General features: G+C 58.4%; 24 protein-coding genes. 6 read left to right on the top strand and 18 right to left on the bottom strand.

From position 1 onward, the window contains the following. The first annotated feature begins 342 nt into the window (after positions 1-342). Positions 343-1,869: a group II intron reverse transcriptase/maturase gene (gene ltrA, locus FS819_RS17700; protein WP_156629749.1), complete on the top strand. Its 1,527-nt coding sequence runs from the start codon at positions 343-345 to the stop codon at positions 1,867-1,869. Positions 1,870-1,997: 128 nt separating this feature from the next. Here ltrA and trbK-alt read toward each other — a convergent pair whose 3' ends face one another. From trbK-alt to FS819_RS17665, 7 genes are all read right to left on the bottom strand, one after another. After that, entirely contained in the window at positions 1,998-2,285 is a 288-nt protein-coding gene (gene trbK-alt, locus FS819_RS17695) for a putative entry exclusion protein TrbK-alt (protein ID WP_156629750.1), read from the bottom strand. 14 nt (positions 2,286-2,299) lie between these two features. Continuing rightward, positions 2,300-3,046, bottom strand: coding sequence for a P-type conjugative transfer protein TrbJ (gene trbJ, locus FS819_RS17690; protein ID WP_156629751.1), 747 nt, complete (start codon positions 3,044-3,046; stop codon positions 2,300-2,302). Continuing rightward, positions 3,043-5,541 carry a conjugal transfer protein TrbE gene (gene trbE / locus FS819_RS17685; RefSeq protein ID WP_156629752.1) on the bottom strand — a complete coding sequence of 833 codons (2,499 nt, stop codon included), beginning with the start codon at positions 5,539-5,541 and terminating at the stop codon, positions 3,043-3,045. Before trbE ends, trbJ begins: the two co-directional genes overlap by 4 nt. A 10-nt stretch (positions 5,542-5,551) precedes the next feature. Next, positions 5,552-5,833, bottom strand: a complete 282-nt coding sequence (locus FS819_RS17680) for a VirB3 family type IV secretion system protein (protein WP_006724616.1) — start codon at positions 5,831-5,833, stop codon at positions 5,552-5,554. Continuing rightward, the gene (locus FS819_RS17675; protein ID WP_156629753.1) at positions 5,833-6,177 is read right to left on the bottom strand and encodes a TrbC/VirB2 family type IV secretion system protein; all 345 of its coding nucleotides are present in this window, start codon (positions 6,175-6,177) and stop codon (positions 5,833-5,835) included. The genes FS819_RS17680 and FS819_RS17675 overlap by 1 nt, the downstream gene beginning before the upstream one ends. Continuing rightward, a complete protein-coding gene (gene trbB / locus FS819_RS17670) occupies positions 6,174-7,178 on the bottom strand; it encodes a P-type conjugative transfer ATPase TrbB (RefSeq protein ID WP_156629754.1) in 1,005 nt (334 codons plus the stop codon). The genes FS819_RS17675 and trbB overlap by 4 nt, the downstream gene beginning before the upstream one ends. Before the next feature lie 190 nt (positions 7,179-7,368). Beyond that, on the bottom strand, positions 7,369-8,361 hold the full coding sequence (locus FS819_RS17665; protein ID WP_156629755.1) for a GlxA family transcriptional regulator: 993 nt from the start codon (positions 8,359-8,361) through the stop codon (positions 7,369-7,371). A gap of 53 nt (positions 8,362-8,414) precedes the next feature. Between FS819_RS17665 and FS819_RS17660 the strand changes: the two genes are divergently transcribed. Continuing rightward, positions 8,415-8,726, top strand: a complete 312-nt coding sequence (locus tag FS819_RS17660; RefSeq protein WP_156629756.1) for a DUF1272 domain-containing protein — start codon at positions 8,415-8,417, stop codon at positions 8,724-8,726. A 25-nt stretch (positions 8,727-8,751) separates the two neighbouring features. Here FS819_RS17660 and FS819_RS17655 read toward each other — a convergent pair whose 3' ends face one another. The 4 genes from FS819_RS17655 to FS819_RS17640 all read right to left on the bottom strand — a co-directional run bounded on the left by FS819_RS17655 (position 8,752) and on the right by FS819_RS17640 (position 12,089). Then, entirely contained in the window at positions 8,752-9,189 is a 438-nt protein-coding gene (locus FS819_RS17655) for a ribbon-helix-helix domain-containing protein (RefSeq protein WP_156629757.1), read from the bottom strand. A 12-nt stretch (positions 9,190-9,201) separates the two neighbouring features. Then, on the bottom strand, positions 9,202-11,196 hold the full coding sequence (locus FS819_RS17650; RefSeq protein ID WP_156629758.1) for a conjugal transfer protein TraG: 1,995 nt from the start codon (positions 11,194-11,196) through the stop codon (positions 9,202-9,204). A 141-nt stretch (positions 11,197-11,337) separates the two neighbouring features. After that, positions 11,338-11,784: a hypothetical protein gene (locus FS819_RS17645; protein ID WP_156629759.1), complete on the bottom strand. Its 447-nt coding sequence runs from the start codon at positions 11,782-11,784 to the stop codon at positions 11,338-11,340. Beyond that, on the bottom strand, positions 11,781-12,089 hold the full coding sequence (locus FS819_RS17640) for a DNA -binding domain-containing protein (RefSeq protein WP_156629760.1): 309 nt from the start codon (positions 12,087-12,089) through the stop codon (positions 11,781-11,783). Before FS819_RS17640 ends, FS819_RS17645 begins: the two co-directional genes overlap by 4 nt. Before the next feature lie 106 nt (positions 12,090-12,195). On the opposite strand from FS819_RS17640, the gene FS819_RS17635 reads away from it, so the two are divergent. Further along, positions 12,196-12,429: a helix-turn-helix domain-containing protein gene (locus FS819_RS17635; RefSeq protein ID WP_156629761.1), complete on the top strand. Its 234-nt coding sequence runs from the start codon at positions 12,196-12,198 to the stop codon at positions 12,427-12,429. A gap of 65 nt (positions 12,430-12,494) precedes the next feature. Here FS819_RS17635 and FS819_RS17630 read toward each other — a convergent pair whose 3' ends face one another. Further along, positions 12,495-13,439 (bottom strand): LysR family transcriptional regulator, encoded by a 945-nt coding sequence (locus FS819_RS17630; protein ID WP_234624749.1) that lies wholly within the window; start codon positions 13,437-13,439, stop codon positions 12,495-12,497. Positions 13,440-13,926: 487 nt separating this feature from the next. On the opposite strand from FS819_RS17630, the gene FS819_RS17625 reads away from it, so the two are divergent. From FS819_RS17625 to FS819_RS17615, 3 genes are all read left to right on the top strand, one after another. Continuing rightward, positions 13,927-14,844, top strand: a complete 918-nt coding sequence (locus tag FS819_RS17625; RefSeq protein ID WP_156629762.1) for a LysR family transcriptional regulator — start codon at positions 13,927-13,929, stop codon at positions 14,842-14,844. Positions 14,845-14,924: 80 nt separating this feature from the next. Further along, the gene (locus FS819_RS17620) at positions 14,925-15,413 is read left to right on the top strand and encodes a DUF6152 family protein (protein WP_156629763.1); all 489 of its coding nucleotides are present in this window, start codon (positions 14,925-14,927) and stop codon (positions 15,411-15,413) included. A 6-nt stretch (positions 15,414-15,419) separates the two neighbouring features. Next, positions 15,420-15,881: a hypothetical protein gene (locus FS819_RS17615; protein WP_156629764.1), complete on the top strand. Its 462-nt coding sequence runs from the start codon at positions 15,420-15,422 to the stop codon at positions 15,879-15,881. Positions 15,882-15,912: 31 nt separating this feature from the next. On the opposite strand, the gene FS819_RS17610 is transcribed toward FS819_RS17615, so the two are convergent. From FS819_RS17610 to FS819_RS17585, 6 genes are all read right to left on the bottom strand, one after another. Next, positions 15,913-16,767 carry a DMT family transporter gene (locus FS819_RS17610; RefSeq protein ID WP_234889340.1) on the bottom strand — a complete coding sequence of 285 codons (855 nt, stop codon included), beginning with the start codon at positions 16,765-16,767 and terminating at the stop codon, positions 15,913-15,915. 80 nt (positions 16,768-16,847) lie between these two features. Beyond that, a complete protein-coding gene (locus tag FS819_RS17605) occupies positions 16,848-18,206 on the bottom strand; it encodes an amidase (RefSeq protein WP_197434073.1) in 1,359 nt (452 codons plus the stop codon). Positions 18,207-18,249: 43 nt separating this feature from the next. Next, positions 18,250-19,269: an aldo/keto reductase gene (locus FS819_RS17600; protein ID WP_156629767.1), complete on the bottom strand. Its 1,020-nt coding sequence runs from the start codon at positions 19,267-19,269 to the stop codon at positions 18,250-18,252. 28 nt (positions 19,270-19,297) lie between these two features. Then, the gene (locus tag FS819_RS17595) at positions 19,298-20,473 is read right to left on the bottom strand and encodes an AMP-binding protein (protein ID WP_156629768.1); all 1,176 of its coding nucleotides are present in this window, start codon (positions 20,471-20,473) and stop codon (positions 19,298-19,300) included. 78 nt (positions 20,474-20,551) lie between these two features. Then, positions 20,552-20,833: a hypothetical protein gene (locus FS819_RS17590; RefSeq protein WP_156586939.1), complete on the bottom strand. Its 282-nt coding sequence runs from the start codon at positions 20,831-20,833 to the stop codon at positions 20,552-20,554. After that, a complete protein-coding gene (locus FS819_RS17585; RefSeq protein WP_156629769.1) occupies positions 20,834-21,223 on the bottom strand; it encodes a hypothetical protein in 390 nt (129 codons plus the stop codon).

Raw genomic sequence — 21,223 nt, 5'->3', positions numbered from 1 at the left:
CGAGCCGTGGTGCGAACCACGGGACGGTGGAGCGTTGGTCCGTGCTATGGACACACGGACTGGGGACGCGCAGCATGCTGCGCGCCAGCCCCGATATGAGTTTGCGTGGTATCGAGGCCAGATTCCACACGGGGTACAGTCGGCGCCTAAAGCGGGCGAGAGATCAGTTGCGGAACCTAAGAACCTTGTCGTCGCTTCCGGAATTTTCGGACCCCGGATGGCTGAAGCGACCAGCGATCGCGATGATGGGGGACGGAGCCTTCGTAGTAGTCCGAGGACGGGAAAGCCGTCCACATGGCGAAGGGAGGCAGTGGATATAGCTTGCAGGCAGGAGGTGGACGTATGTCCGGCGAGGTGAATACTTCGTTCGTCCTCGACATGCAGCGCAAGCTGTATCGGTGGAGCAGCGAGAACCCTGACAAGGTGTTCGCTGATCTGTTCAATCTCATATGCGACCGCAGAACCCTGAATGAGGCTTGGCAAAGGCTCGCCCGCAACAGCGGCAGCCGAACGCCTGGAACGGACGGGATGACGCGGCGCACGGTCGAACAGCGCCCCGGTGGCGCAGCGACGCTCCTTGATGAAATACGCGAGGCGCTTCGTAACGGAACTTATCAACCTCAACCCGTCAGGCAACGGCTCATCCCGAAGCCTGGCAAACCGGGGAAATTCCGGCCACTCGGCATTCCCACGCTGATCGATCGTCTGGTGCAAATGGCTATGAAGCTGGTCTTGGAGCCCATCTTCGAGGCGGATTTCTACCCGACCTCCTATGGGTTCAGAAAAGGCCGAAGCACCCACGATGCTCTGGCGAGAATCCAGAGATTCCTTCACCCGACGAAGCGCGGACCCTCGGTCTACCGCTACGCCATAGAGGGCGACATCAAGGGCTGCTTCGACGCAATCGATCATCATGTCATGATGGAACGGGTGCGACGACGCATCAGCGACCGCAAGGTGCTGGGGCTGATCCTCGCGTTTCTGAAAGCCGGCGTGATGATCGAGGGGACCGTTCGCCACCCGGTAACCGGCTCGCCGCAAGGCGGTATCATCTCGCCGATGCTGTCGAATATCTACCTGACAGCCATCGACGAACGGTACGGGCGATGGTCCATGCACCCCCGTGAACCAAGCAGAAACGCCGCCGCCCGAAGGGTCAAGGACCACAAGAAAGGCAGATCGGTGTTCTACATAGTGCGATACGCGGACGACTTTGTCGTTCTCGTGGACGGCATGAGGGAGCAAGCGGAAGCGGAAAAGCTCTCGCTGGCGGAGTTCCTGAAAACGGAGCTTCGCATGGAATTGTCGATGGAGAAGACCCGGATCACCGACGTCAGGGAAGGCTTCGACTTCCTTGGCTATCGAGTGGTGCAGACCAAGGCGCTCCGCACGGGACGCCCGGTTGGCAACCTCTTCATACCGAAGAGCAAGCTCAACGATCTGCGCCACAAGATCAAGGTCTTGGTGAAAGACATCCCCACGGGATGGCCGCTCGCCGAACTGATCGACAAGCTCAATCCTATCCTGTTGGGGTGGAGGAATTACTATCGCTACGCCACAAGGGCGCAGCGGGACTTCACTCACCTCGACCACTGGATATGGCAGCGTGTATGGCGCTGGATCAGGAAGAAGCACCGAAAGGGGTCGTGGCCAGCGCTGCGACACCGCTACTTCCACAGCGCCCCGGGACGACCGCGACAATGGACCGAAGGATCGAAACGCCTGCGGCTCCTCTATGAAGGAGGAACCATGCGGTACCCACACCAGAGTATAGAGAAAGCGAACGGATGGAATGCCCAGACGAAGTTTAGGCAACGCGAAAGCATGCTTGGCTTCCTGGATGCATTGGACCGCCTCAGACACGTCTGAGGCCCACCCATGGACGAGAAATCGCCCATGCATGGAGAGCCGGATGCGAGGAAACCCGCACGTCCGGTTCGGGAAGAGAGATGGAGAAACTTGTCTCCGAAAGGGGATGTAGCGCTTCATCTCTACTTTCACGGCGACGGCACCTCGCCGGTCTTCGGCGCGACCGGCCGATCGGTTGCGAAGAACCGGCGGCGATTTTCCGCCCAGGCATTGCGGCAGGCAGCGTCATCGGCAGCGGCCACGCCAAGGTCGCGGCAGCGCGCGAGCCCAGTGTTGACAGGCTCGCCGCCCGGACGCCCGATACTGGGGGCTTTTGCATCGGCTGCGTCTTCATCTTGCAGGGCCACGATTGCGGCGGTCAGCCCCGCACCAAGTGCGAAGACGGCAAGTATCCGGGCGGCGATCTTAAGGTCCATTGTCTCCGTGCTCCTCAATCGTGGAACATGCGGACGCTGGACGGACTATAGGCCGAACCGGTCATGAAGCGGCTGAACTGCTCGCGGGCCTGTTCCTGTGCCGCCGCAGCGCGTGCCTGCTCCAGCGCACTGGCCCTGCCCTGCGCGGCCAGCATGGATGTCAAATCGGCGATCTGTCTCGCCTGCACGGCCATGAGCTGGTTGCCGGCCTGGGTTGCCTGAAGCACACCAGCCGCCGACTGGCTGGCATCGACCAGTTCGCTGGTCTGCGCTTGTGTGCCCTCGATATTGTCGACCGCGACGGCACCCGCCTTCAGCGAATGCTCGAATGCGGAAACCGATTGCTGCCAGCGCTGTTGCGCTGCCGAGACAAGCTGCATTGCCGTCTGGTCACCGCTGGCAAAATCGCGATAGGTGGCGTTGAACTGCTCTTCGATGTTCTGAACATCGTAGGCAAGCTGATCAGCTTCCCCGAGCAATCCCTTCATCTTGGAAAAGTTGTCCTCGATCTGCGACAGAACCGATGTCGGCAGGTTGGTGAGGTTCTTCGCCTGATTGATCAGCATCTGCGCTTCGTTCTGAAGAGACGTGATCTGGTTATTGATCTGCTCCAGCGCCCGGGCGGCCGAAAGCAGGTTCTGGCTGTAGTTCGTCGGGTCGTAGACGATCAGCGCCGATGCGGGTCTGGATGCCAATGTGACGGCAAGAGCACCGGTGGCGAGTACACGGCGCAAGCTAACGCCCAGGGATAAATGCTTCATGGTGTAACCTCCTGTTCGGACGGGTCATCGGCAAACGGTCGGACCGTCGGCGCGGACTGATCGATGACGTTGGCAAGATCGGGAATAAGGTCGGACGCCCAACGCAGACCGTTGGCCTCGAGCCAGGCTTCGAGGAAGGTGGCCCGGGCACCTTTACGGATCAGTTCGTCCATCACCCCATGGTCAGCCTTGGTCGATGCGGCGCAAAGCGCCAGCGCAACGGAGCCAAGGCCCAGCTCGAACAGCCGGTTGCCTCTGCGGCTCTGGCAATAATAGTCCCGTTTCGGGGTCGCTCTTGCGATGATCTCGATCTGGCGCGCATTGAGCCCGAAGCGCTCATAGACAGAGGTGATCTGTGGCTCGACAGCCCGCTCGTTGGCGAGGAAGATGCGCGTCGGACAGCTTTCGACGATGACGGGCGCGATCGGCGAGGCCTCGATGTCGGCAAGCGACTGCGAAGAGAAGACGACGCTGACATTCTTCTTGCGCAGCGTCTTCAGCCATTCCTTGATCTTCTGGGCGAAGCCGCCGTCATCCAGTGCCCGCCAGCCTTCGTCGATGATGAGCAGGCTCGGCCGTCCGTCAAAACGGGATTCGATCCGGTGGAACAGGTAGGAAAGGACGGCGGGTGCTGCTCCCGTGCCGATCAGTCCTTCCGTCTCGAAAGCCTGCACCGACGCGTCTCCAAGCCATTCCATTTCGGCATCGAGCAGGCGACCGTAGGGGCCACCGATGCAATAAGGCCGCAAAGCCTGCTTGAGTGCCTGCGACTGCAACAGCACCGTCAGGCCAGTGACGGTTCGCTCCGCTGCCGGTGCAGAAGCCAGGGACGTCAACGCCGTCCAGAGATATTCCTTGATATCAGGCGTGATGGTGACGCCCTCACGGATCAGGATATCGACAAGCCAGTCGGCGACCCATGCACGTTCCGGCGTGTCCTCGATCCCGGCGAGCGGCTGGAGTGACACGGCATTAAGAAGCAATGTCTCGTCGGAGAGCGAACCGCCCAAATCCTGCCAGTCGCCATTCATGGCGAGCGTTGCGGCCCTTATGCTTCCGCCGAAGTCGAAGGCGAAGACCTGGGAACGGAGATAGCGGCGGAACTGCAGGGCCATCATCGCCAACAGCACGGACTTTCCGGCACCGGTCGGGCCGACGATCATGGTGTGGCCGACATCGCCGACATGCAGAGAAAACCGGAACGGCGTCGATCCTTCGGTACGGGCATAAAACAACGGCGGGGCGTCGAAATGCTCGTCCTTCGCTGGCCCCGCCCAGACCGCGGACAGTGGGATCATGTGGGCGAGGTTTTGCGTCGAGATCGGCGGCTGGCGGACATTGGCATAGGTCTGGCCGGGAATACTGCCGAGCCATGCTTCGATGGCATTGACGCTTTCGATGATTGCCGTGAAGTCGCGTGACTGAATGACCTTTTCCGTCAGCCGGAGTTTCTCGTCGGCGATCGCCGGATCGGTGTCCCAGACCGTAACCGTGGCAGTGACGTAGACTTCACCAACCTGATCGGAGCCGAGATCCTGCAGGGCTGCATCGGCATCGGCTGCCTTGTTGGCGGCATCGCTATCGACCAGCACCGATTGCTCGTTGGTCAGCACTTCCTTGAGGATCGCGGCAATGGATTTGCGCTTGGCGAACCACTGCCGCCTGATCTTCGTCACCAGCCGTGTCGCGTCGGTCTTGTCGAGCATGATCGCCCGGGTGCTCCACCGATAGGGAAAGGCCAGCCGGTTGAGATCTTCGAGGATGCCGGGAAAGGTGACCGTCGGAAACCCGATCACCGTCATCGTACGGAGATGGAAGTCGCCAAGCCTCGGCTCCAGGCCGCCGGCCAAAGGCTGATCTGCCAGCAGCGCATCGAGGTGCATCGGCGTTTCCGGAATACGGACACGATGGCGTTTGGTGGAAATGGTCGAATGCAGATAGGTGAGCGTCTCAGCGTCATCCAGCCATCCGGCGTCCGGAACGAAGCCTTCCACGAGATGGAGGACACGATCCGTCCTGTCGATGAAACTGTTCAGCAGTTCCCATGGATCCACACCGCTTTTCTCCCGGCCCTCGTAGAGCCAGCTTTCCATGCGCGAGGCTTCTTCCGCAGGCGGCAGCCACACGAAGGTCAGGAAATAGCTGCTCTCGTAGAGAAGGCCGGATTCATCGAATTGTTCGCGCCGCTCTATGTCGAGCAGCGCAGATGCCGAATCCGGAAACAGGCTTTCCGGATAGTCGGTGGCCGGATTGCGCTGTGCTTCGACGAAGATCGCCCAGCCCGACCCTAGGCGGCGAAGCGCATTGTTGAGCCGCGCCGTGGTCCCGACCAGTTCCGCTGGTGTGGCGCTGTCGAGATCCGGACCGCGAAACCGGGCGGTGCGCTGGAACGACCCGTCCTTGTTCAGGACGACGCCCGGAGCGACCAAAGCGGCCCAAGGCAGGAAGTCGGCCAGATGTGATGAGCGTTTGCGATATTCTGCGAGGTTCATCATCGGCAAATCCTCACACGCCCATGTGCGCCGGATAGCGCAGGTGCCTGCGCCCGACATCGACGAATTGCGCATCGCGTTTCGCAGCCCAGACGGCCGCGAAATGGCCGATGGCCCAGATCACCAGTCCGGCGATCCACAGGCGGAGGCCGAGACTGACTGCAGCCGCGAGCGTGCCATTGGCGATGGCCACCGCCCGAGGAGCACCACCGAGAAGGATCGGTTCGGCCAGCGAACGATGCACGGTGGCGTAGAAACCACGCACCTCGTCTTCCTGTTGAAAGCCACCCACCATCAGACCAGCGCTCCGCCGCCGAAGGAAAAGAACGACAGGAAGAAGGAACTGGCCGCAAACGCGATGCTCAGCCCGAAGACGATCTGGATCAGCTTGCGGAAGCCGCCGGACGTGTCGCCGAACGCGAGCGCCAGGCCGGTGGCGATGATGATGATCACCGCGACGATCTTGGCGACCGGCCCTTCGATGGATTCCAGGATCTGCTGCAGCGGCTCCTCCCACGGCATGGACGAGCCGGAAGCATGCGCGGGTGCCGCCGTTAGCAGCGTGCTAGAGGCAAGCGCCGTCGCATTGACAAGACGATTGCGGGAGTGGTGAAGGACAGACGAGACAGACGTATTCATTGCGGGTCTCCTTTCGGGAGAGGTTGGTGAGCGGGAGAAAGGTGAGCATTGAGGGTGCGGTAATCGCCGGAGACGGGATCGAGTCCGTCGACAAGAGCGATTTCCACGAGGCGGCGGGCAGCGCCACGGCCGGACAGAACGGCGATGATGTCGATGGTTTCGGCGATAAGCGCGCGGGGAACCGTGACGACGGCTTCCTGTACGAGCTGCTCAAGGCGCCGCAGGGCGCCGATCGCCGTATTGGCGTGAATTGTGCCGATGCCACCGGGATGGCCGGTGCCCCAGGCTTTCAGGAGATCGAGGGCTTCTGCGCCGCGCACCTCGCCGACCGGAATGCGATCCGGACGCAGGCGCAGCGATGACTTCACCAGATCGGAGAGCGATGCCACGCCATCTTTGGTGCGCAGCGCCACGAGGTTGGGGGCCGCGCATTGCAGCTCTCTGGTATCCTCGATCAGCACCACGCGATCGGAAGTCTTGGCGACTTCGGCCAGCAGCGCGTTGGTAAGTGTCGTCTTGCCGGTGGATGTGCCGCCGGCCACCAGAATGTTCTTTCGTTTCTCCACCGCCAGCCGCAGCACCTCGGCCTGGTCCTGCGTCATGATGCTGGCCCCGACATAATCGGAGAGAGTGAAGACAGCGACGGCGGGCTTGCGGATGGCGAAGGTCGCGGCGGCAACGACCGGCGGCAGCAGTCCCTCAAAGCGTTCGCCGGTTTCCGGCAACTCGGCGGAAACGCGGGGCGCGCCAGCATGCACCTCGGCGCCAACGTGATGGGCAACCAGCCGCACGATGCGTTCGCCATCGGCGGGAGCGAGCCGCTCACCGGTATCGGACAAGCCTTCCGACAGGCGGTCGATCCACAGCCGCCCGTCCGGGTTCAGCATCACCTCAACGACGGCGGGGTCTTCCAGAAATCGCGCGATGGCGGGGCCGAGCGCGGTGCGCAGCATCCGCGCGCCTCGCGTCAAACTCTCCGAATTCTGGTGCGATACCGCCATCCGATCCCCGATCTCGCCGGGGACGACACAGACGCTCCCCGGACGGGGATGATTAAAAGAGCCGGAAGTTTGGCCGATTCAACAAGTATCTAATTCCCGGCGGCCATAGCGAAGAAAAGGCGGCAGTCGGCGGGATCAGTATATAATCGGTTTTGCATTTCGTCCGGAGAATGTCGTTCCTCAGACTATCTCAGTCCACATTCCAACTTTTGCGATAGTCCTGCGGCGATGTAGATAAAAGTCGAGTAAAGCTGCAGCGCAGCGTTTCCTCGTTCTGGAACCCGCACCGCTTCGCCACACTCTTGACCGGGAGTTTCGTGCTGCTCAAAAGTATTCTCGCTGCTTCGATCCGAAGGTGTTCCACCGCGCGGGCTGGCGTTGTGCCGGTCTCCTCGACATAGCGCCGACTGAAGCTTCTCTCGCTCATGCCGCAATGCGTCGCGAGCTGATTGAGACTGAGTTCGCCAGCCAGGTTTTTTCGCATCCAATCGTGCAGATCAGCAAAACGATGCGAGCGCTGAAAAGAAAGCGTGGCACTGTATTGTGCCTGTCCGCCTGGGCGTTTCAGATACACAACGAGGTCGCGCGCTATCGCCAAAGCAAGATCGCGCCCCAAATCTTCTTCCACCAATGCTAGGCAGAGATCGATGCCGGCTGTGACGCCAGCGGAACTCCACATTGAGCCGTCCTTCACAAAGATCGGATCCGCTTCGACCGTAATAGACGGATAGCGGTGAGCGAGATCCTGACACCGCTCCCAGTGAGTTGCCACGCGACGATGATCAAAGAGGCCGGTAGCAGCAACCAGAAAAGCCCCTGTACAAATCGAGGCCGTCCTGCGTGAGGCTAGGGCACGTGAATGAATCCATGCGACGAGATTCGCCTCTGCCATGACATCATCGACGCCCAGACCACCGGGTATTATCAGTGTATCAAGCGATGCATGCGTTTCGGGCAAATGTTCCGTTATCAAAGGCAGTCCTGCCGAGCAGACGACTGGTTCGCCATACAGCGAGACCACCTTTAGCGCGTAGGGCGGCGACAGCCGCTTCGCCTTGGTCAACTCGTTGGCACAGGCGAAGACCTGGAGTGGTCCTGTGACATCAAGAATTTGCACATTCGGAAAAGCCAGAATCTCAACGGTTCTTGACATGTTTGGCGAGAATGGTGGGGTCTTTGTCATTCCTGCCAAAATATAGACTGATACGCCTTGTGTCTAATGATTGGAGACGCGAGATGGCATTGAAGCTAAGACCAAACTGCGAATATTGCGATATCGACCTGCCACCTGATGCAGAGAATGCACGTATCTGCTCGTACGAATGCACATTCTGCGAGAATTGTGTCGAGACCAAACTTCACAATGTGTGCCCGAATTGTGGTGGGGGATTTGTGCCGCGCCCTATTCGACCATCGCATGAATGGCGAAAAGGCGAGTCTCTTCGTGATAATCCGGCGTCATTGGAACGAGTGAACCTGCGTTATACGGCCACTGAGGTGACGGATTTTTCTGAGAAAATCAGACACATCCCGCCGTCTTTGAGGTGAATGTGGCTCAACCAGCGCGTCAACCCTAGTCGACCTGGGATAAGTCCTTGCCAGTCCGATCTATATCCCGCGACAGTTCCTTCAGGAACCGATCGCCGGTCGCGAGCTTCCGGCCAAGCGATTGAAGAAACCCGTCGAAGCGCTCTGCGCCCTTTGCTCGTGCCGACGCCTGGGCGCTGTCGGGCAGCGGCGGCGTCACGGTCAGCCAGAAGCGGATGAACAGCGACAGCGTCTCCCCGAGGATAGCGAGATCCTCGTCCAAGCCATCGACCTGCCGACCGAGCTTGTCCATGCGTCGGGCGAACACCGCCTCCAGCCGCTCGGAGGCATCGGCCGACAGGAAGGACGCGACGGCCGCCTCGATCACGGCCGACTTGGAGACGTTGCGGCGCAGCGCCAACGCCTCGACCTTCTTCAATAGGTCGGGTTCGAAATAGACGTTCATGCGGGTCTTGGTCTGCATGGCGGCGTCTCCTTACAGTTCGATGCCGTCGGCGGGGTCCATCGTCGCCTGGCGGGCTACGGATGTGACCTGCTGGCGGATGGTGCGGGATTTGGCGGCGTCCACATCCGGTTCGTCGTCGAGCACGTCGAACTCGCCGGCCACGGGGCGTTCGTCGGGAACGATCTCCTCATGCTCGGGCAGTTCCGGCTCGCGGCGGATGCCGGCATTGGCGGGATCGGTCGCGGCGGCGTCGGGCGGCGGCGGAGCGGACGACGCCACGGGTGCCGGAATGGTCAGGGCCGACCAGTCATCGCCAGACGGCGCTTTCGGCGCCTTGACCCCGGCGGACAGGTCCGGCGGTGGCAGCAACCGCTCCTTGAAGCGAGCATCCTCGTAATAGCGCGCCTTCCTCGCCCGGATCGGCGGCACGCCCGCGACCAGCAGCAGTTCGTCGGTGGGCGGAAGCTGCATCACCTCGCCAGGGGTGAGCAGCGGCCGGGCCGTCTCCTGCCGCGAGACCATAAGATGGCCGAGCCAGGGCGACAGCCGGTGGCCGGCATAGTTGGTGGAATCGCGCATTTCGGTCGCGGTGCCGAGCGAGTCCGACACGCGCTTGGCGGTGCGTTCGTCATTGGTTGCGAAGGCGACGCGGACATGGCAGTTGTCGAGCACCGAATTGTTCGCGCCATACGCCTTCTCGATCTGGTTCAGCGACTGCGCGATCAGAAAGCTCTTGATGCCGTAGCCGGCCATGAAGGCCAGGGCGGACTCGAAGAAGTCGAGCCGCCCCAGCGCCGGAAACTCGTCCAGCATCAGCAGCAGCCGATGGCGACCGGCGGAAGCGTTCAATTCCTCGGTCAATCTCCGCCCGACCTGATTGAGGATCAGGCGGATCAGCGGCTTGGTGCGGGCGATGTCTGACGGCGGCACGACGAGGTAGAGACTGACCGGCCGCTTACCCGAGACGAGATCGGCGATGCGCCAGTCGCAGCGCGCCGTCACCTTCGCCACCACGGGATCGCGATAGAGGCCGAGGAAGGACATGGCGGTGGACAGCACGCCCGAGCGCTCGTTGTCGGATTTGTTGAGCAGTTCGCGCGCCGACGACGCGATGACGGGATGGACGCCGGCTTCACCCAGATGCGGCGTGGACATCATGGCGCGCAGCGTCGCCTCCATGGGCCGCTTCGGATCGGAGAGGAAGTTGGCGACGCCGGCCAGCGTCTTGTCCGGCTCGGCATAAAGGACGTGCAGGATCACGCCGACCAGCAGCGAATGGCTGGTCTTTTCCCAATGGTTGCGCTTGTCGAGCGCGCCTTCTGGATCGACCAGGATGTCGGCGATGTTCTGGACGTCGCGCACCTCCCAATCGCCGCGCCTGACCTCCAGCAGCGGATTGTAGGCGGAAGATTTCGCATCGGTCGGATCGAACAGCAGCACGCGGCCATGCCCGGCGCGGAAACCGGCCGTCAGCCCCCAGTTCTCACCCTTGATGTCGTGGACGATGACGCTGCCCGGCCAGGTCAGCAGGGTCGGCACGACGAGGCCGACGCCCTTGCCGGAGCGGGTTGGCGCGAAGCACAGCACATGCTCCGGGCCATCGTGGCGCAGATAGTCGCGCTCCATCCTGCCGAGCACCACGCCGTCCGGGCCGAGCAGACCGGCCGCCTTCACCTCCTCGGGGGAGGCCCAACGCGCCGAGCCATAGGTGGCGACGTTCTTCGCCTCGCGCGCCCGGATGATCGACAGGGTGATGGCGACGGCGATGGAGAGGAAACCGCCCGACGCAGCGATGACCGCGCCCTCGACGAAAATTGCGGGCGCATAGGCGTCGTAGGAATACCACCACCAGAAGAAGGCGGGCGGATAGTAGACCGGCCAGCCGGCCAGTTCGAACCACGGCGCGCCGAGTTGCTCCTGAAACCCGAGCCGCCACGCCGTCCACTCGGTCGCGCCCCAGATCGTCGCCAACACGATGGTGGCGACGATGGTGATCTGGCCCCAGAGGACACGGCTTCCCGACATACAGGCTCCAATCGGCAAAAGAGACGGAGCCGATCAGAGAATAGGCGGTTTCGCGATAGGCAACAGGAAAGACCAAAAGGCGTGCTGCCGGATACCATGGCGTAGAAATCGGACGGTCTGCGGAGGCGGCGGTCGCGGTGTTCAGTGCTCGTTTGCCAGCCAAGTCCTCACGATGTCGAGTTGTCGGCTCAACAGGCGCACCGCTTGAGCCGGTTCGGGCATAGGCCCGTGAAGCCATTGCGGATAGCGAAGCGCCTGCATTGCGTGAGGCTGATCCAGCGCTTCCACGAACGCGGCGAGATCCTCGTCCTCAAGACGGTCTGCGCCACCCCGGATCGCCTGGGCGTAACATCGCTCAAGGCTGTGCCCCATCATCATCAGCCTTTCCTCATCGCGCCCCTGGCAACTGAGCACGGCTTTCAGCATCAGTTCCAGGGCGTGGGCGACGAGATGAAAGAACGGCGTGCTCACCACATCCATATCATCCGCACGGTCGGCCAACCTCTTGGCTGCTTCGGTATAGGCTTCTGCGTAGGCGAGATATTGCTGATCGCGGCCTGCGCTGGCTTGCCCCGGCGCGCCTGTCATGGTTGCTCGCGCGGTGCAGAGCGCGCTTCTTCGATGGCCTGTTCGAGGATGCGACGATAGCCGATCTTCGTCATCCACTGCGCGCGGGCGAGATGACTTTCCCAGCACGTCCTCGTCCTTTTGGACTCCGCGACAGGATCGCGATGCAGCACGATCCGCGCGACCTCCGTCCAGTCGGCGCCATCGGTCTCGGCGTCCAGCAGGCGCAGATAGGTGACGAAATGCGCTTCGTCATAGAGCGACACGTCCGGCTCCGTGGGGGCTAGGTCATCGACGTCAGGATCGAGTTCGGGTTTGACGCGCATCTGGCGGTCCTCCCTCGGACCTACGGAAACAGCAATCCTGAAATGGGATAATCCTGAATCAGGATTAGCGGATTGGCTCCCCTTTTTCAATGGAAAGCCGTTCCGAATGCAGAAATCCTTGCGCTCGCCCCGCCAGAAACTCCTTCAGACCCTACTCTCGGCAGCGCGTAAGGATAGAAATCTGACTCAAGCAGAGCTTGCCGACCGGCTGAACAAACCGCAATCCTTCGTCGCTAAGTATGAAAACGGCGAACGGCGGATCGATGTCATTGAATTTCTCGATATTACCGGTGCACTCGATATTCGACCAGCCGATATCCTCGACCAACTCAGCGCGTAAAGAAGAGTGCCGCAATTGGCCAACTGGGATGCGGGGTCTTTAGCTTGCGTCAGGCAAGTTTGATCCTATTTGCTCATCTCGGCTGCGATATCGAGTAGATGCCTCAGCGCCGAACTCCGATTATGTGGCGACCATACCGCGCTGAACCGCGCACGCTCCTTTTCATCGGCGATCTTAAGGAACGTGACGCCGGGAAATGGCACATGAGTGGCAGCATCGGTCGTCAGTGTGATCCCGTCGCCATCAGCAACCATGTGCATCAAGGTGTCGCGCCCAACATCGAAGCGGCGAATGTTCGGCGTCTTTCCCTGTTCGGCGATCCGCCTGACGATGTGGTTCTGCACCTCTTGTCCAGCACCGCCTCTTCGGACAAGGAAAAGGTTTGATGTTAGATCTTGCCATCTGACATGCCCGGCCACAGCGAGCCGATGGTCGGACGGAACGGCAATCACAAACGCCTCGGTCCAGGTATGGCGGGAATGGCAGTCTCCCCAATCCACCGCGCCTAGGACGAAAGCGACGTCAAGCACGCCTTCTCGGACTTGCCGGATGGTGTCTGCCGACGGCCCCTCGGTGATCACAAGTTCGATGTTCGGATACCTCCCCCGATAGCGGCGGCGCAGGTCAGCGAGGAAGCCAGCGGCGATTGATGAATGTAACCCAATGGATAGACGCCCGATTGTGCCAATCGAAATTGCGCCAGCCGTCATGATGGCGTGATCGAGATGCTCGATGCCAGCTGCGACCTCCGCTATGAAGCTGCGTCCCGCCGCGGTCAACCTCACTCCGCGATGGCGCCTCTCGAATAGCAAGATGCCAAGATCCTCTTCCAATGCCTTGATCCGGGTACTTACGCTGGACTGGCTCACGCCGAGCCAGTTAGCCGCGTGCCGGAAGTTGAGATATTCGGCTACGGCAATTGCCTGTTTCAGAGCAATGAGCGGTATTCTCGACGCACGGCGGCTCGGCATATCTTCATCATCTTGTACGCTTATTGAAATTCGTCTCATCGTCACTTTTGCTCGAAGCTACCATTCAGCGCGAGCACTGGCTCGCGCGCAGTGCGATCTCGACGTCGTCGATTCCGCTGAGTTTGGATAAATTCATGAATCTGCCCTGCCGGTGCTTCACAGCTACGGGCACGCCGGCGCGTTTAGCGCGCGCTCCTGTCCTCGCCGCACGAGACATCGAATTACGTCATGAACATGTTCGCCGGCGGGGGGGCCTAAATATCTAAAATAGAAATTATAAATGTATTGATCATGAGCATCTTCTCAATTTTCTGGTGAGGGTGAACGGACGCGAAAACAGCCGCGCGGTGGAGCTTTCAATTATGACCTCGAATCCTTAGCGAGGCACCGTTTGCCAATAAGACAAGCAAGAGTGCGCTCACCCACCTAGCGCCGTGGCCCGCCCAAGCAGATCAACTATTGTGGCTTGTTGTCCATACTGCAATGTCCTACAAAATTATCATTCGATACAGATTTGGGTATAGATATGGAGTTCGCACAACTCAGACATTTTGTCCTACTGGCAGAGGTTTTACATTTCGGCCAATGCGCGCAAAAGCTCGGGATTGCCCAGCCTCACCTCAGCAGGTCGATCTCAAAACTAGAGAGCGAAATCGGGGTGAGGCTTTTCGACAGAACCAGTCGGCAGGTTTCATTGACCGACAGCGGTCGAGCATTTTTTGTCGAGGCTCGTGAAATACTAAAATCGGAACAGAGAGCGGTTCAACAGGCGCGGTTGGCAACCGCCAAGGAACGCCATCTCATTCGACTAGGATTCGTCTCCGCAGCCTCGTACATGCTTATGCCCAAGGCTATCCGCTTATCAACCACGATCGACAATACGCACTTCGAACTCCGCGAAGCGACAACCAACGAGCAGATCCAACTGCTCGACAACGGCCATCTCGATATAGGTCTCGGTCATCCGCCTATAGCGCCAAACAGCCGAATTAAATCAGACGTCTTCCTGGTAGATACCTTTGACGCCATCGTTCCAGAGGAACATTATCTTGCCCTACACGACAAAGTAGAATTCGGTCAATTGGCTCGTGAGCAGTTTATCATGTTCCCTGAAAGACAGGGCCCTATTTTATATGCGAAGATCCGCGAACTTTGTCACGCTGCAGGACACGAATTCTCCGTCATTCATGAAGCGTCACGACTTCAGACACAGCTTTTTCTTGTCGCGGCCGGCTTGGGCATCAGTCTGGTTCAATCACAGTCCTCCGCTATTCACGTTGCCGGTACCAAGAGGTTAAAAATAGAGCCCTATCCTAGGGATTTGAACATCCAACTTGCCGCTTTCTGGGATGCGCGACGGCGGAATACACCCTTAAACAAATTTATCAACCACCTTAGAGCAATCGGCAAAGAGCAGACTAATATCAAAATTGATATCGAATAATTCCTAGATGACCATCGATGGTATCGATAGGATGTCGCATACTCCATTAGCCGCTTAAGGCCATTGATGGAGGTAAAGCAATGAAGCTGTTCAGATATATCGCGGTGACCATGATGCTTACCGCGTCACCCACCCAAGCTCATCATGGTTGGGGGTTCTATGCCACCGATCGCCCGATCTACCTAAGTGGGAAGATCACAGCCGTGGTTTGGCGTAATCCGCATCCTGAGATCGTCATCGATGTACTGTCTGCTGCCATTCCAGCATCGCTCGCTCAGTTGCCCGTTCCCGTTGAGCTTCGTGAGCTCGGCTTTGATGAGGTGCTCGCAAAAACCGCAGCGCCCGAGACGATTGGCGAATGGACGCTCGATCTCGCACCGATCAACCGGTCGATGAGTTGGGGAATGCCTCGGGTGCCCAAAGTCGGCGACGAGATTCAGGCTGTCGCGTTTCCCTCATGTTCCGAGAAGAACGTTTCACGGCCGGCACTTATCGTGATTGATGGGATAGGTGTTCGCCAGCAGTCGGTCGCATTGCCGGCGGGATGCAGCGGTCTTCCAAGGGGGTAAGCGGCAATGGATGCCTACTTGCACCTTGTTGAAACATGGCAACCTGTACTGCAGTTTCGTAGCTCTGTTTGGGCCTATCCGATTGCAAGCTGGGTACACCTTGTGGGCCTTGCCATGCTTTTTGGGACCATCACAGCTGTTGATCTCGGCCTTATAGGGATAGCCAAGAATTTGAGAACGCAAACCATACGCTCAACCCTAATTCCAATGGCGCTCACAGGTTTCGGGATTGCCGTCGCGAGCGGCCTCTTGCTGTTCGCGCCAGCAGCGCGAGAATACGCGAACAGCTCGTATTTCCTCGTGAAAATAGGCCTCATTGTTGTCGCAGGAGCTAATGCTATTCTCCTGCATCAAGCCTTAAGACGGGGAGTTCCAGATACCGCCATTGGATGCAAGCTTCTCGGCACAGCATCTATAGCGATATGGGGCATGGTAATCTTCTGCGGGCGGATGCTGGCATTCGGGTAACCCATTTAATTCCCCGCGCGTCGATGATGGATCAGATCTTTCCAGGCGGTTGCTGCAGTGACCGCCTGACTATAACAACCCCAACTATGGACACTGCCATTCCAGTGATTTGAGCAGGGGTCAGTGTTTCTCCGAAAATGATGAAGCTCGATGCCGCCGCGATCGGGGGCGTTGACAAAACCAGCGATGTCACGCTGACGATATCCTGACTTCGGAGCAACCAGAGAAGGAGAGCATACCCGCCTACCGACAATCCCATTGATGCCCAAAAAAGTGAGATCCAAAGCACGGGATGAGATGACCAGGACCAAAGATCCCAAAATGTTGCCGCCGACAGAGCCACCGCCGCGGCTCCAATATTTTGCAGCGCGCCCGCAGGTGCCAGATCGCATTGATTGAGCAACTTACTTTGCAACAATGTTCCCAGCGTCACTGAGACAACCGCTATGGCTGCAGCAGAGTATCCAACCCAATTCGCCTCCTGATCCGCAGCCGAAAACTGAGGCCCGAGCACCATGAACACACCGAGCGTTCCGACGAGAAGCCCTTGCCAAACGAGAACTCGTGGTGGCGAACCCGACAGAAGGCTCACGACGACGGCGGTAATCGTGGGCTGGAATGCTCCGATTAGAGTCATGGCACCTACGCTCAAACCGGTTTCGACGGCGCGATAACCAGCGACTAAATAGCCCCCCTGAAGCAAGGCACCGGAAAGACAGTGCAACAGAAAGTGCTCCCTGCTGGGCCAAGTGGCGCGAGAAACAGCACTCAAAACCGTGAAGAAACAAACAGCTATCGAGAACCGCAACAAAAGGAAAACGCCAATCTCTGAAAACGGACTTGCCGCCTTCGCGACTAGAAAGCCCGATGACCAACACAGAACCATCGCGACGGCGGCCAGGGATTGGTTAAGTCCAGAGCGTCGCATGGAACCGTGGAAGATCGTCCAATCGCGGCCCCTTCTTCTCATGACAACGCTTTGACCGCTTGAGCGGCGATCCGTAGAAGGTTGTCATCATCATCTGGCCGACCAACAATCTGTAGTCCGATCGGGAGACCGTTGCTACCGACGCCGGCAGGAATGGTGATCGCCGGACACCCAACGAAGTTGGTCCACCAGAGGTTTGAAAGGTAACGTTGGGCGAAATCGGGACTCCCCTCAATTTCCGCGATGCGCGGTGCTACCATCGGAACAGTCGGCGAGAGTATGAAATCAAACTTTTGAAAGATCTCTGAGCAGTAGAGGGATGCCAGCCCCCGCTCATACATTGCAAGGGAATATTCGCTACCTGTCCGCTTGCGGGCCCGCTCGAGACGCTCACGGGTCTCGGCCGAGAACAGATGCTGCTGCTTCAGCGAACCCATTCTCCCCATTTGAGAAAGCCTGTCCGCATCCGAAATTACACCAAAAGCGGCGCGATAGGGGCTCATGTCGATCGTCTCTTGCTGCAGCGATGATGATATCGACCCACGCGATATCTGTTGAGCCGAATCGCGAGTGATCTTCAGTACGTCGCTGTCCGGAGGGCATTGCGGATCAAAGGTTGTAACCCATGCGAACCGAGTTGGGTGGCTTCCTCCGTGTGTGGCCTCGACGTCAAGTTCATCCCGCGCTGGCAAGGTTTCCGGATCGGTGGGATCGTAACCTGCCATATGGAAATGCAGTTTTGCGGTGAGTTCGACCGTGCGCGTGAAACTGCCGATGCCCGTGAAAAAGAGGTTCGTGCCGAAACTGCCTATTTTGGGCACTTTTCCATTTGAGGGGCAGAATCCGATGACCCCGCAAAAGGCTGCGGGTCCTCTGATCGAGCCCCCACTGTCGGTCGCGATGGAAGCATCCCCGACGCCAGCCGCGACAGCGGTGGCTGAACCGCCACTAGACCCACCAGCGGTGCGAGATCGATCAATAGGATTTAGGCACTCTCCTCCCAACGGGCTCCAGGGTCGGACGTGCATCGCGAACTCTGCCAGATTACATTTTGCGAACACATCGACGCCCGCACGCCGAAGTCGAGCAATCGGAACGGCATCATAGGCGGGCGTAAACTCGGAGAAAGCCTGCGACCCTCCTGTCGTCAGGAGGTCCTTGGTGAAGAGGTCATCTTTGACCGACACTGTAATTCCGGACAGTGGGCCATCACGCACGTTACCCAAGCCTTGATCGGATATGGCAAGAAAGGCGTGGTGCTTTTCCCGAAGCTCACGCGCCCTTAGAAGCAAATCAGTTCGTGCTTGTGGGAAACCACGCGCATTCGAAGATCTATCGAATGCCGCAACCGTGAGCGCTGCCGCCGTTCCAAGAAATGCATCCCTTCGTGTCAGCATTCTCTGCGTATCCTCATCATGCAGAAAGGCTCCCCGGCCACAATCAGCAGCCCCCGACCGCATTCTCAACTATCCGCGATGACACTGCACTTTCAACTGCTTGCATGATATCAGTTGTCAGAAGATCCACTTTTTCCGTGGCGCCTAGATTCTCCACGAGTTGCTCACGGGTGCTCCCGCCTATAATCACAGTGGACACCATGGGCTGCTTGAGGCACCAGGCAACAGCGAGCTGTGCAGGACTTATCTGAAGCTCGCCCGCTATGCGGGTCAGCACCTTCGACAATGCGAGAATACGACTGCGGTTTTTGCCAAACGCAAGAGCTTGGACCCAACTCGTGCTCCGATCGTTCAACCGGCCCTCAGCGTCCGGTCGCTCACCATACCGACCGGACAAGATGCCTGAAGCGAGCGGGGACCAAGTCATCAATCCCAGTGCGGAGACCGCTCCGCCCCAGCCAACGAGCCGTTTATAAGTGTCCCGATGCACGACATTCAACTGGGGTTGTTCGATACTTGGACCAATGAGATGGTTTTTCCCTGCGATCTCGATCAGGCGTTCGATTTCCTCAGGCGGCCACTCGGACGTTCCCCAGTAAAGAATTTTGCCTTGGAAGACGAGACTGTGCATTGTCCACGCGAGTTCCTCAAGTGAGGTGTCGGGATCGTAACGGTGACAGAGCAGGATATCGATGTAATCGGTCTGTAGTCGGTGAAGCGAAGCGTCACATCCCTCCAAGATATGCTTGCGGCTCAGACCTTTCTGGGTCGGCCGAAGCATTGCCCTGTTTTCCCGAGTTGTAGCGCCGAAATAGATTTTTGTGCAAATACAGTAAGCATCGCGTGGAAAGGGACCCGTAGACAGGACGTCTCCAATCAACCGCTCCACGTCTCCCCCTTCATATGATTCTGCCGTATCGATCAGATTGACGCCAGCTTCAAGCGCATGATTGATATAGTCATGCGCATCGTTTCCCGAAATCTTTGTAGAGAGATTGAGCCAAGTCCCTAGGGAAAGCGCAGACACTTTGAGAGATGTTTGGCCCAAACGCCGATATTGCATTTAAAAACCTCTGTCTTAGAGTTTATGATTATGCGACATCCACTCTGTTCGACACCTCAGCTGACAGAGGGCCAGTGATCTTCCCAGCCGAGCTTTTCCGGAAAGGCGATGTGCTGTAGTGAATCTCCAGGGGATATACGTTGCGCGGAAATTCCTCGTGCAGCGCCCGGCCAATTTCTCTCCAAAGCCGTTGGATGACAAATCGGCTGCCCCTGCAGTGAAAGTGTACGACAAACCCAGCCCCGCGGAGTGTGTCGGATGCGGCAGCGACATAGAACTCAGCCTGCGAAAATCGCCGATTAAGAAACTCCTGAAGAAAATCAAGATCGGTATTTGCGCCGTTTATCTGGATCACCCGGTCCAGCCGACCACAGAGAGCGAAGTGGCGCTCACCCGTGAACCGCACCAGATCACCAGTGCGAACGTGAGGCAGAACGTTCGTAATCGCTTCGGCTGCGCTCGTCCGAGGCTGAACACATCGGGGACCGGATACAATAAGCTCGGTCAGCAGGTCAGCCTCGGTGCGATTGGGGAGCACCTCCACGTCTGAAAACAATTCCCAGTCGTTCGGAAATGACGATGTTCGCCGATGGGCAATCGCACCCGCCTCGGTCGATCCGTAAATCTCTACTCCATCGACCGCAAGGTTCGTCATGTCGACGATGGCATCGACATACGCCGTTGAGATCGGGCCGCCCGATTGCAGGATCGTCGTATGCTCGTTGCCCGAGAGCTTATCCCTGTCGCGCTCGATCGCCTTGTATGCCGCTGGTAAAGCAACGATGAGGAGCTGTCTTTCGGACCGATTGATCGGACCGATGCCCAAAGAGATGGGGCAATACTGATAGGGAATGCCATGCCGAAGGGCGAACGCGAGACCACAGAAAAACCCGAAAGCATGATTCGCAGGAGCAAAGGAAATCACCTCGTTCGGAGTCGCTGGCATACAGCCAGAGACTGCCGCAACCTCCAGATCGACTTGACGAAGTGTCTTTGAAATAACCTTTGGGCTACCGGTCGAGCCCGACGTGCTGAAATATATCGTACTCGGAAGCTTCGAAAAGAATGGTTCTGCTCCTGCATCAAAAGACCAGGGACTAGTACGCAATGAATCGTCAAGTTCCGATCGGAGGAAATTCGGGGAGCCCGGCTCAAAAATCTCTTCAACCAGTTCGTCGAAAGACAATGTTCTGACATCCGTCATGAATAATCTCCTCTTGCCGTAGCGTAGTTCTTGTCCTTATTTCGATGATTCGAGCGCTGTAAGGATGTGCCGGGGTGACTACGCTCCTGCCAAAACGGCCGCATCGTCGAGCTTCTTCTTGCAAAAGAACGCCAAGGTGTTCAGGTCACGAAAATTGGTTTGAACATCGTCGCTGTAGAGGTCGATCTGAAGATCGAACAAAATCTCGACCATTTCGACAAACTCGAGTGCGCGCAAGCTATCGAAGTTGAGTTCCGGGATTTCTGTGAAGGGGATGTCTGCAATTTCAACGGCAATCGAAACACCGAAATTTTCGTTTATTCCACGCTTGAGTTCGCTTCTGAGCTGTTCGATCTCCATCTACGATACCTCTTGTTGCCGAGATTCTGCTGACGTTGCATTGACGAAATCATCCGGGTCGACCGGTACGAGGCCCATGAAAATGTATTCATCGGACAGGCCGTCAGCGAAAATCTCGCGCGTTTTTCGAAGGATTTCCCGTCGCCATTCCTTCGGCCGCTTCTGCGAAACTTCGATCGTTACTGACGCGAAATGCCCGCTAATTGCGGGATTACGATCGGCCAGTGAGAATGGCCCTGGGTAGACATCTGAAAGCTCAACATGCTGCCAAATAAAAAGCAGGTGAGAGACCTTCACTCCCGATCGGCCGAACGCTACGGTCAGGCGCCGCGCCATTTCTCGGCGCTTCTGCTGTTCAGCAATGTTGCTAACGATGCGGACTGTTGGCAT

It is taken from the genome of Allorhizobium sp. Av2, assembly GCF_021462805.2.
GTDB classification, from domain to species: Bacteria; Pseudomonadota; Alphaproteobacteria; order Rhizobiales; family Rhizobiaceae; genus Allorhizobium; species Allorhizobium vitis_G.
This window is presented reverse-complemented; position numbering and strand designations above follow the sequence as displayed.

Coding starts and splice junctions, on each gene's coding strand:
- ltrA (WP_156629749.1), top strand. CDS start 343: ATGTCCGGCGAGGTGAATACTTCGTTCGTCCTCGACATGCAGCGCAAG.
- trbK-alt (WP_156629750.1), bottom strand. CDS start 2,285: ATGGACCTTAAGATCGCCGCCCGGATACTTGCCGTCTTCGCACTTGGT.
- trbJ (WP_156629751.1), bottom strand. CDS start 3,046: ATGAAGCATTTATCCCTGGGCGTTAGCTTGCGCCGTGTACTCGCCACC.
- trbE (WP_156629752.1), bottom strand. CDS start 5,541: ATGATGAACCTCGCAGAATATCGCAAACGCTCATCACATCTGGCCGAC.
- FS819_RS17680 (WP_006724616.1), bottom strand. CDS start 5,833: ATGGTGGGTGGCTTTCAACAGGAAGACGAGGTGCGTGGTTTCTACGCC.
- FS819_RS17675 (WP_156629753.1), bottom strand. CDS start 6,177: ATGAATACGTCTGTCTCGTCTGTCCTTCACCACTCCCGCAATCGTCTT.
- trbB (WP_156629754.1), bottom strand. CDS start 7,178: ATGGCGGTATCGCACCAGAATTCGGAGAGTTTGACGCGAGGCGCGCGG.
- FS819_RS17665 (WP_156629755.1), bottom strand. CDS start 8,361: ATGACAAAGACCCCACCATTCTCGCCAAACATGTCAAGAACCGTTGAG.
- FS819_RS17660 (WP_156629756.1), top strand. CDS start 8,415: ATGGCATTGAAGCTAAGACCAAACTGCGAATATTGCGATATCGACCTG.
- FS819_RS17655 (WP_156629757.1), bottom strand. CDS start 9,189: ATGCAGACCAAGACCCGCATGAACGTCTATTTCGAACCCGACCTATTG.
- FS819_RS17650 (WP_156629758.1), bottom strand. CDS start 11,196: ATGTCGGGAAGCCGTGTCCTCTGGGGCCAGATCACCATCGTCGCCACC.
- FS819_RS17645 (WP_156629759.1), bottom strand. CDS start 11,784: ATGACAGGCGCGCCGGGGCAAGCCAGCGCAGGCCGCGATCAGCAATAT.
- FS819_RS17640 (WP_156629760.1), bottom strand. CDS start 12,089: ATGCGCGTCAAACCCGAACTCGATCCTGACGTCGATGACCTAGCCCCC.
- FS819_RS17635 (WP_156629761.1), top strand. CDS start 12,196: ATGCAGAAATCCTTGCGCTCGCCCCGCCAGAAACTCCTTCAGACCCTA.
- FS819_RS17630 (WP_234624749.1), bottom strand. CDS start 13,439: ATGAGACGAATTTCAATAAGCGTACAAGATGATGAAGATATGCCGAGC.
- FS819_RS17625 (WP_156629762.1), top strand. CDS start 13,927: ATGGAGTTCGCACAACTCAGACATTTTGTCCTACTGGCAGAGGTTTTA.
- FS819_RS17620 (WP_156629763.1), top strand. CDS start 14,925: ATGAAGCTGTTCAGATATATCGCGGTGACCATGATGCTTACCGCGTCA.
- FS819_RS17615 (WP_156629764.1), top strand. CDS start 15,420: ATGGATGCCTACTTGCACCTTGTTGAAACATGGCAACCTGTACTGCAG.
- FS819_RS17610 (WP_234889340.1), bottom strand. CDS start 16,767: ATGGTTCTGTGTTGGTCATCGGGCTTTCTAGTCGCGAAGGCGGCAAGT.
- FS819_RS17605 (WP_197434073.1), bottom strand. CDS start 18,206: ATGCTGACACGAAGGGATGCATTTCTTGGAACGGCGGCAGCGCTCACG.
- FS819_RS17600 (WP_156629767.1), bottom strand. CDS start 19,269: ATGCAATATCGGCGTTTGGGCCAAACATCTCTCAAAGTGTCTGCGCTT.
- FS819_RS17595 (WP_156629768.1), bottom strand. CDS start 20,473: ATGACGGATGTCAGAACATTGTCTTTCGACGAACTGGTTGAAGAGATT.
- FS819_RS17590 (WP_156586939.1), bottom strand. CDS start 20,833: ATGGAGATCGAACAGCTCAGAAGCGAACTCAAGCGTGGAATAAACGAA.
- FS819_RS17585 (WP_156629769.1), bottom strand. CDS start 21,223: ATGCCAACAGTCCGCATCGTTAGCAACATTGCTGAACAGCAGAAGCGC.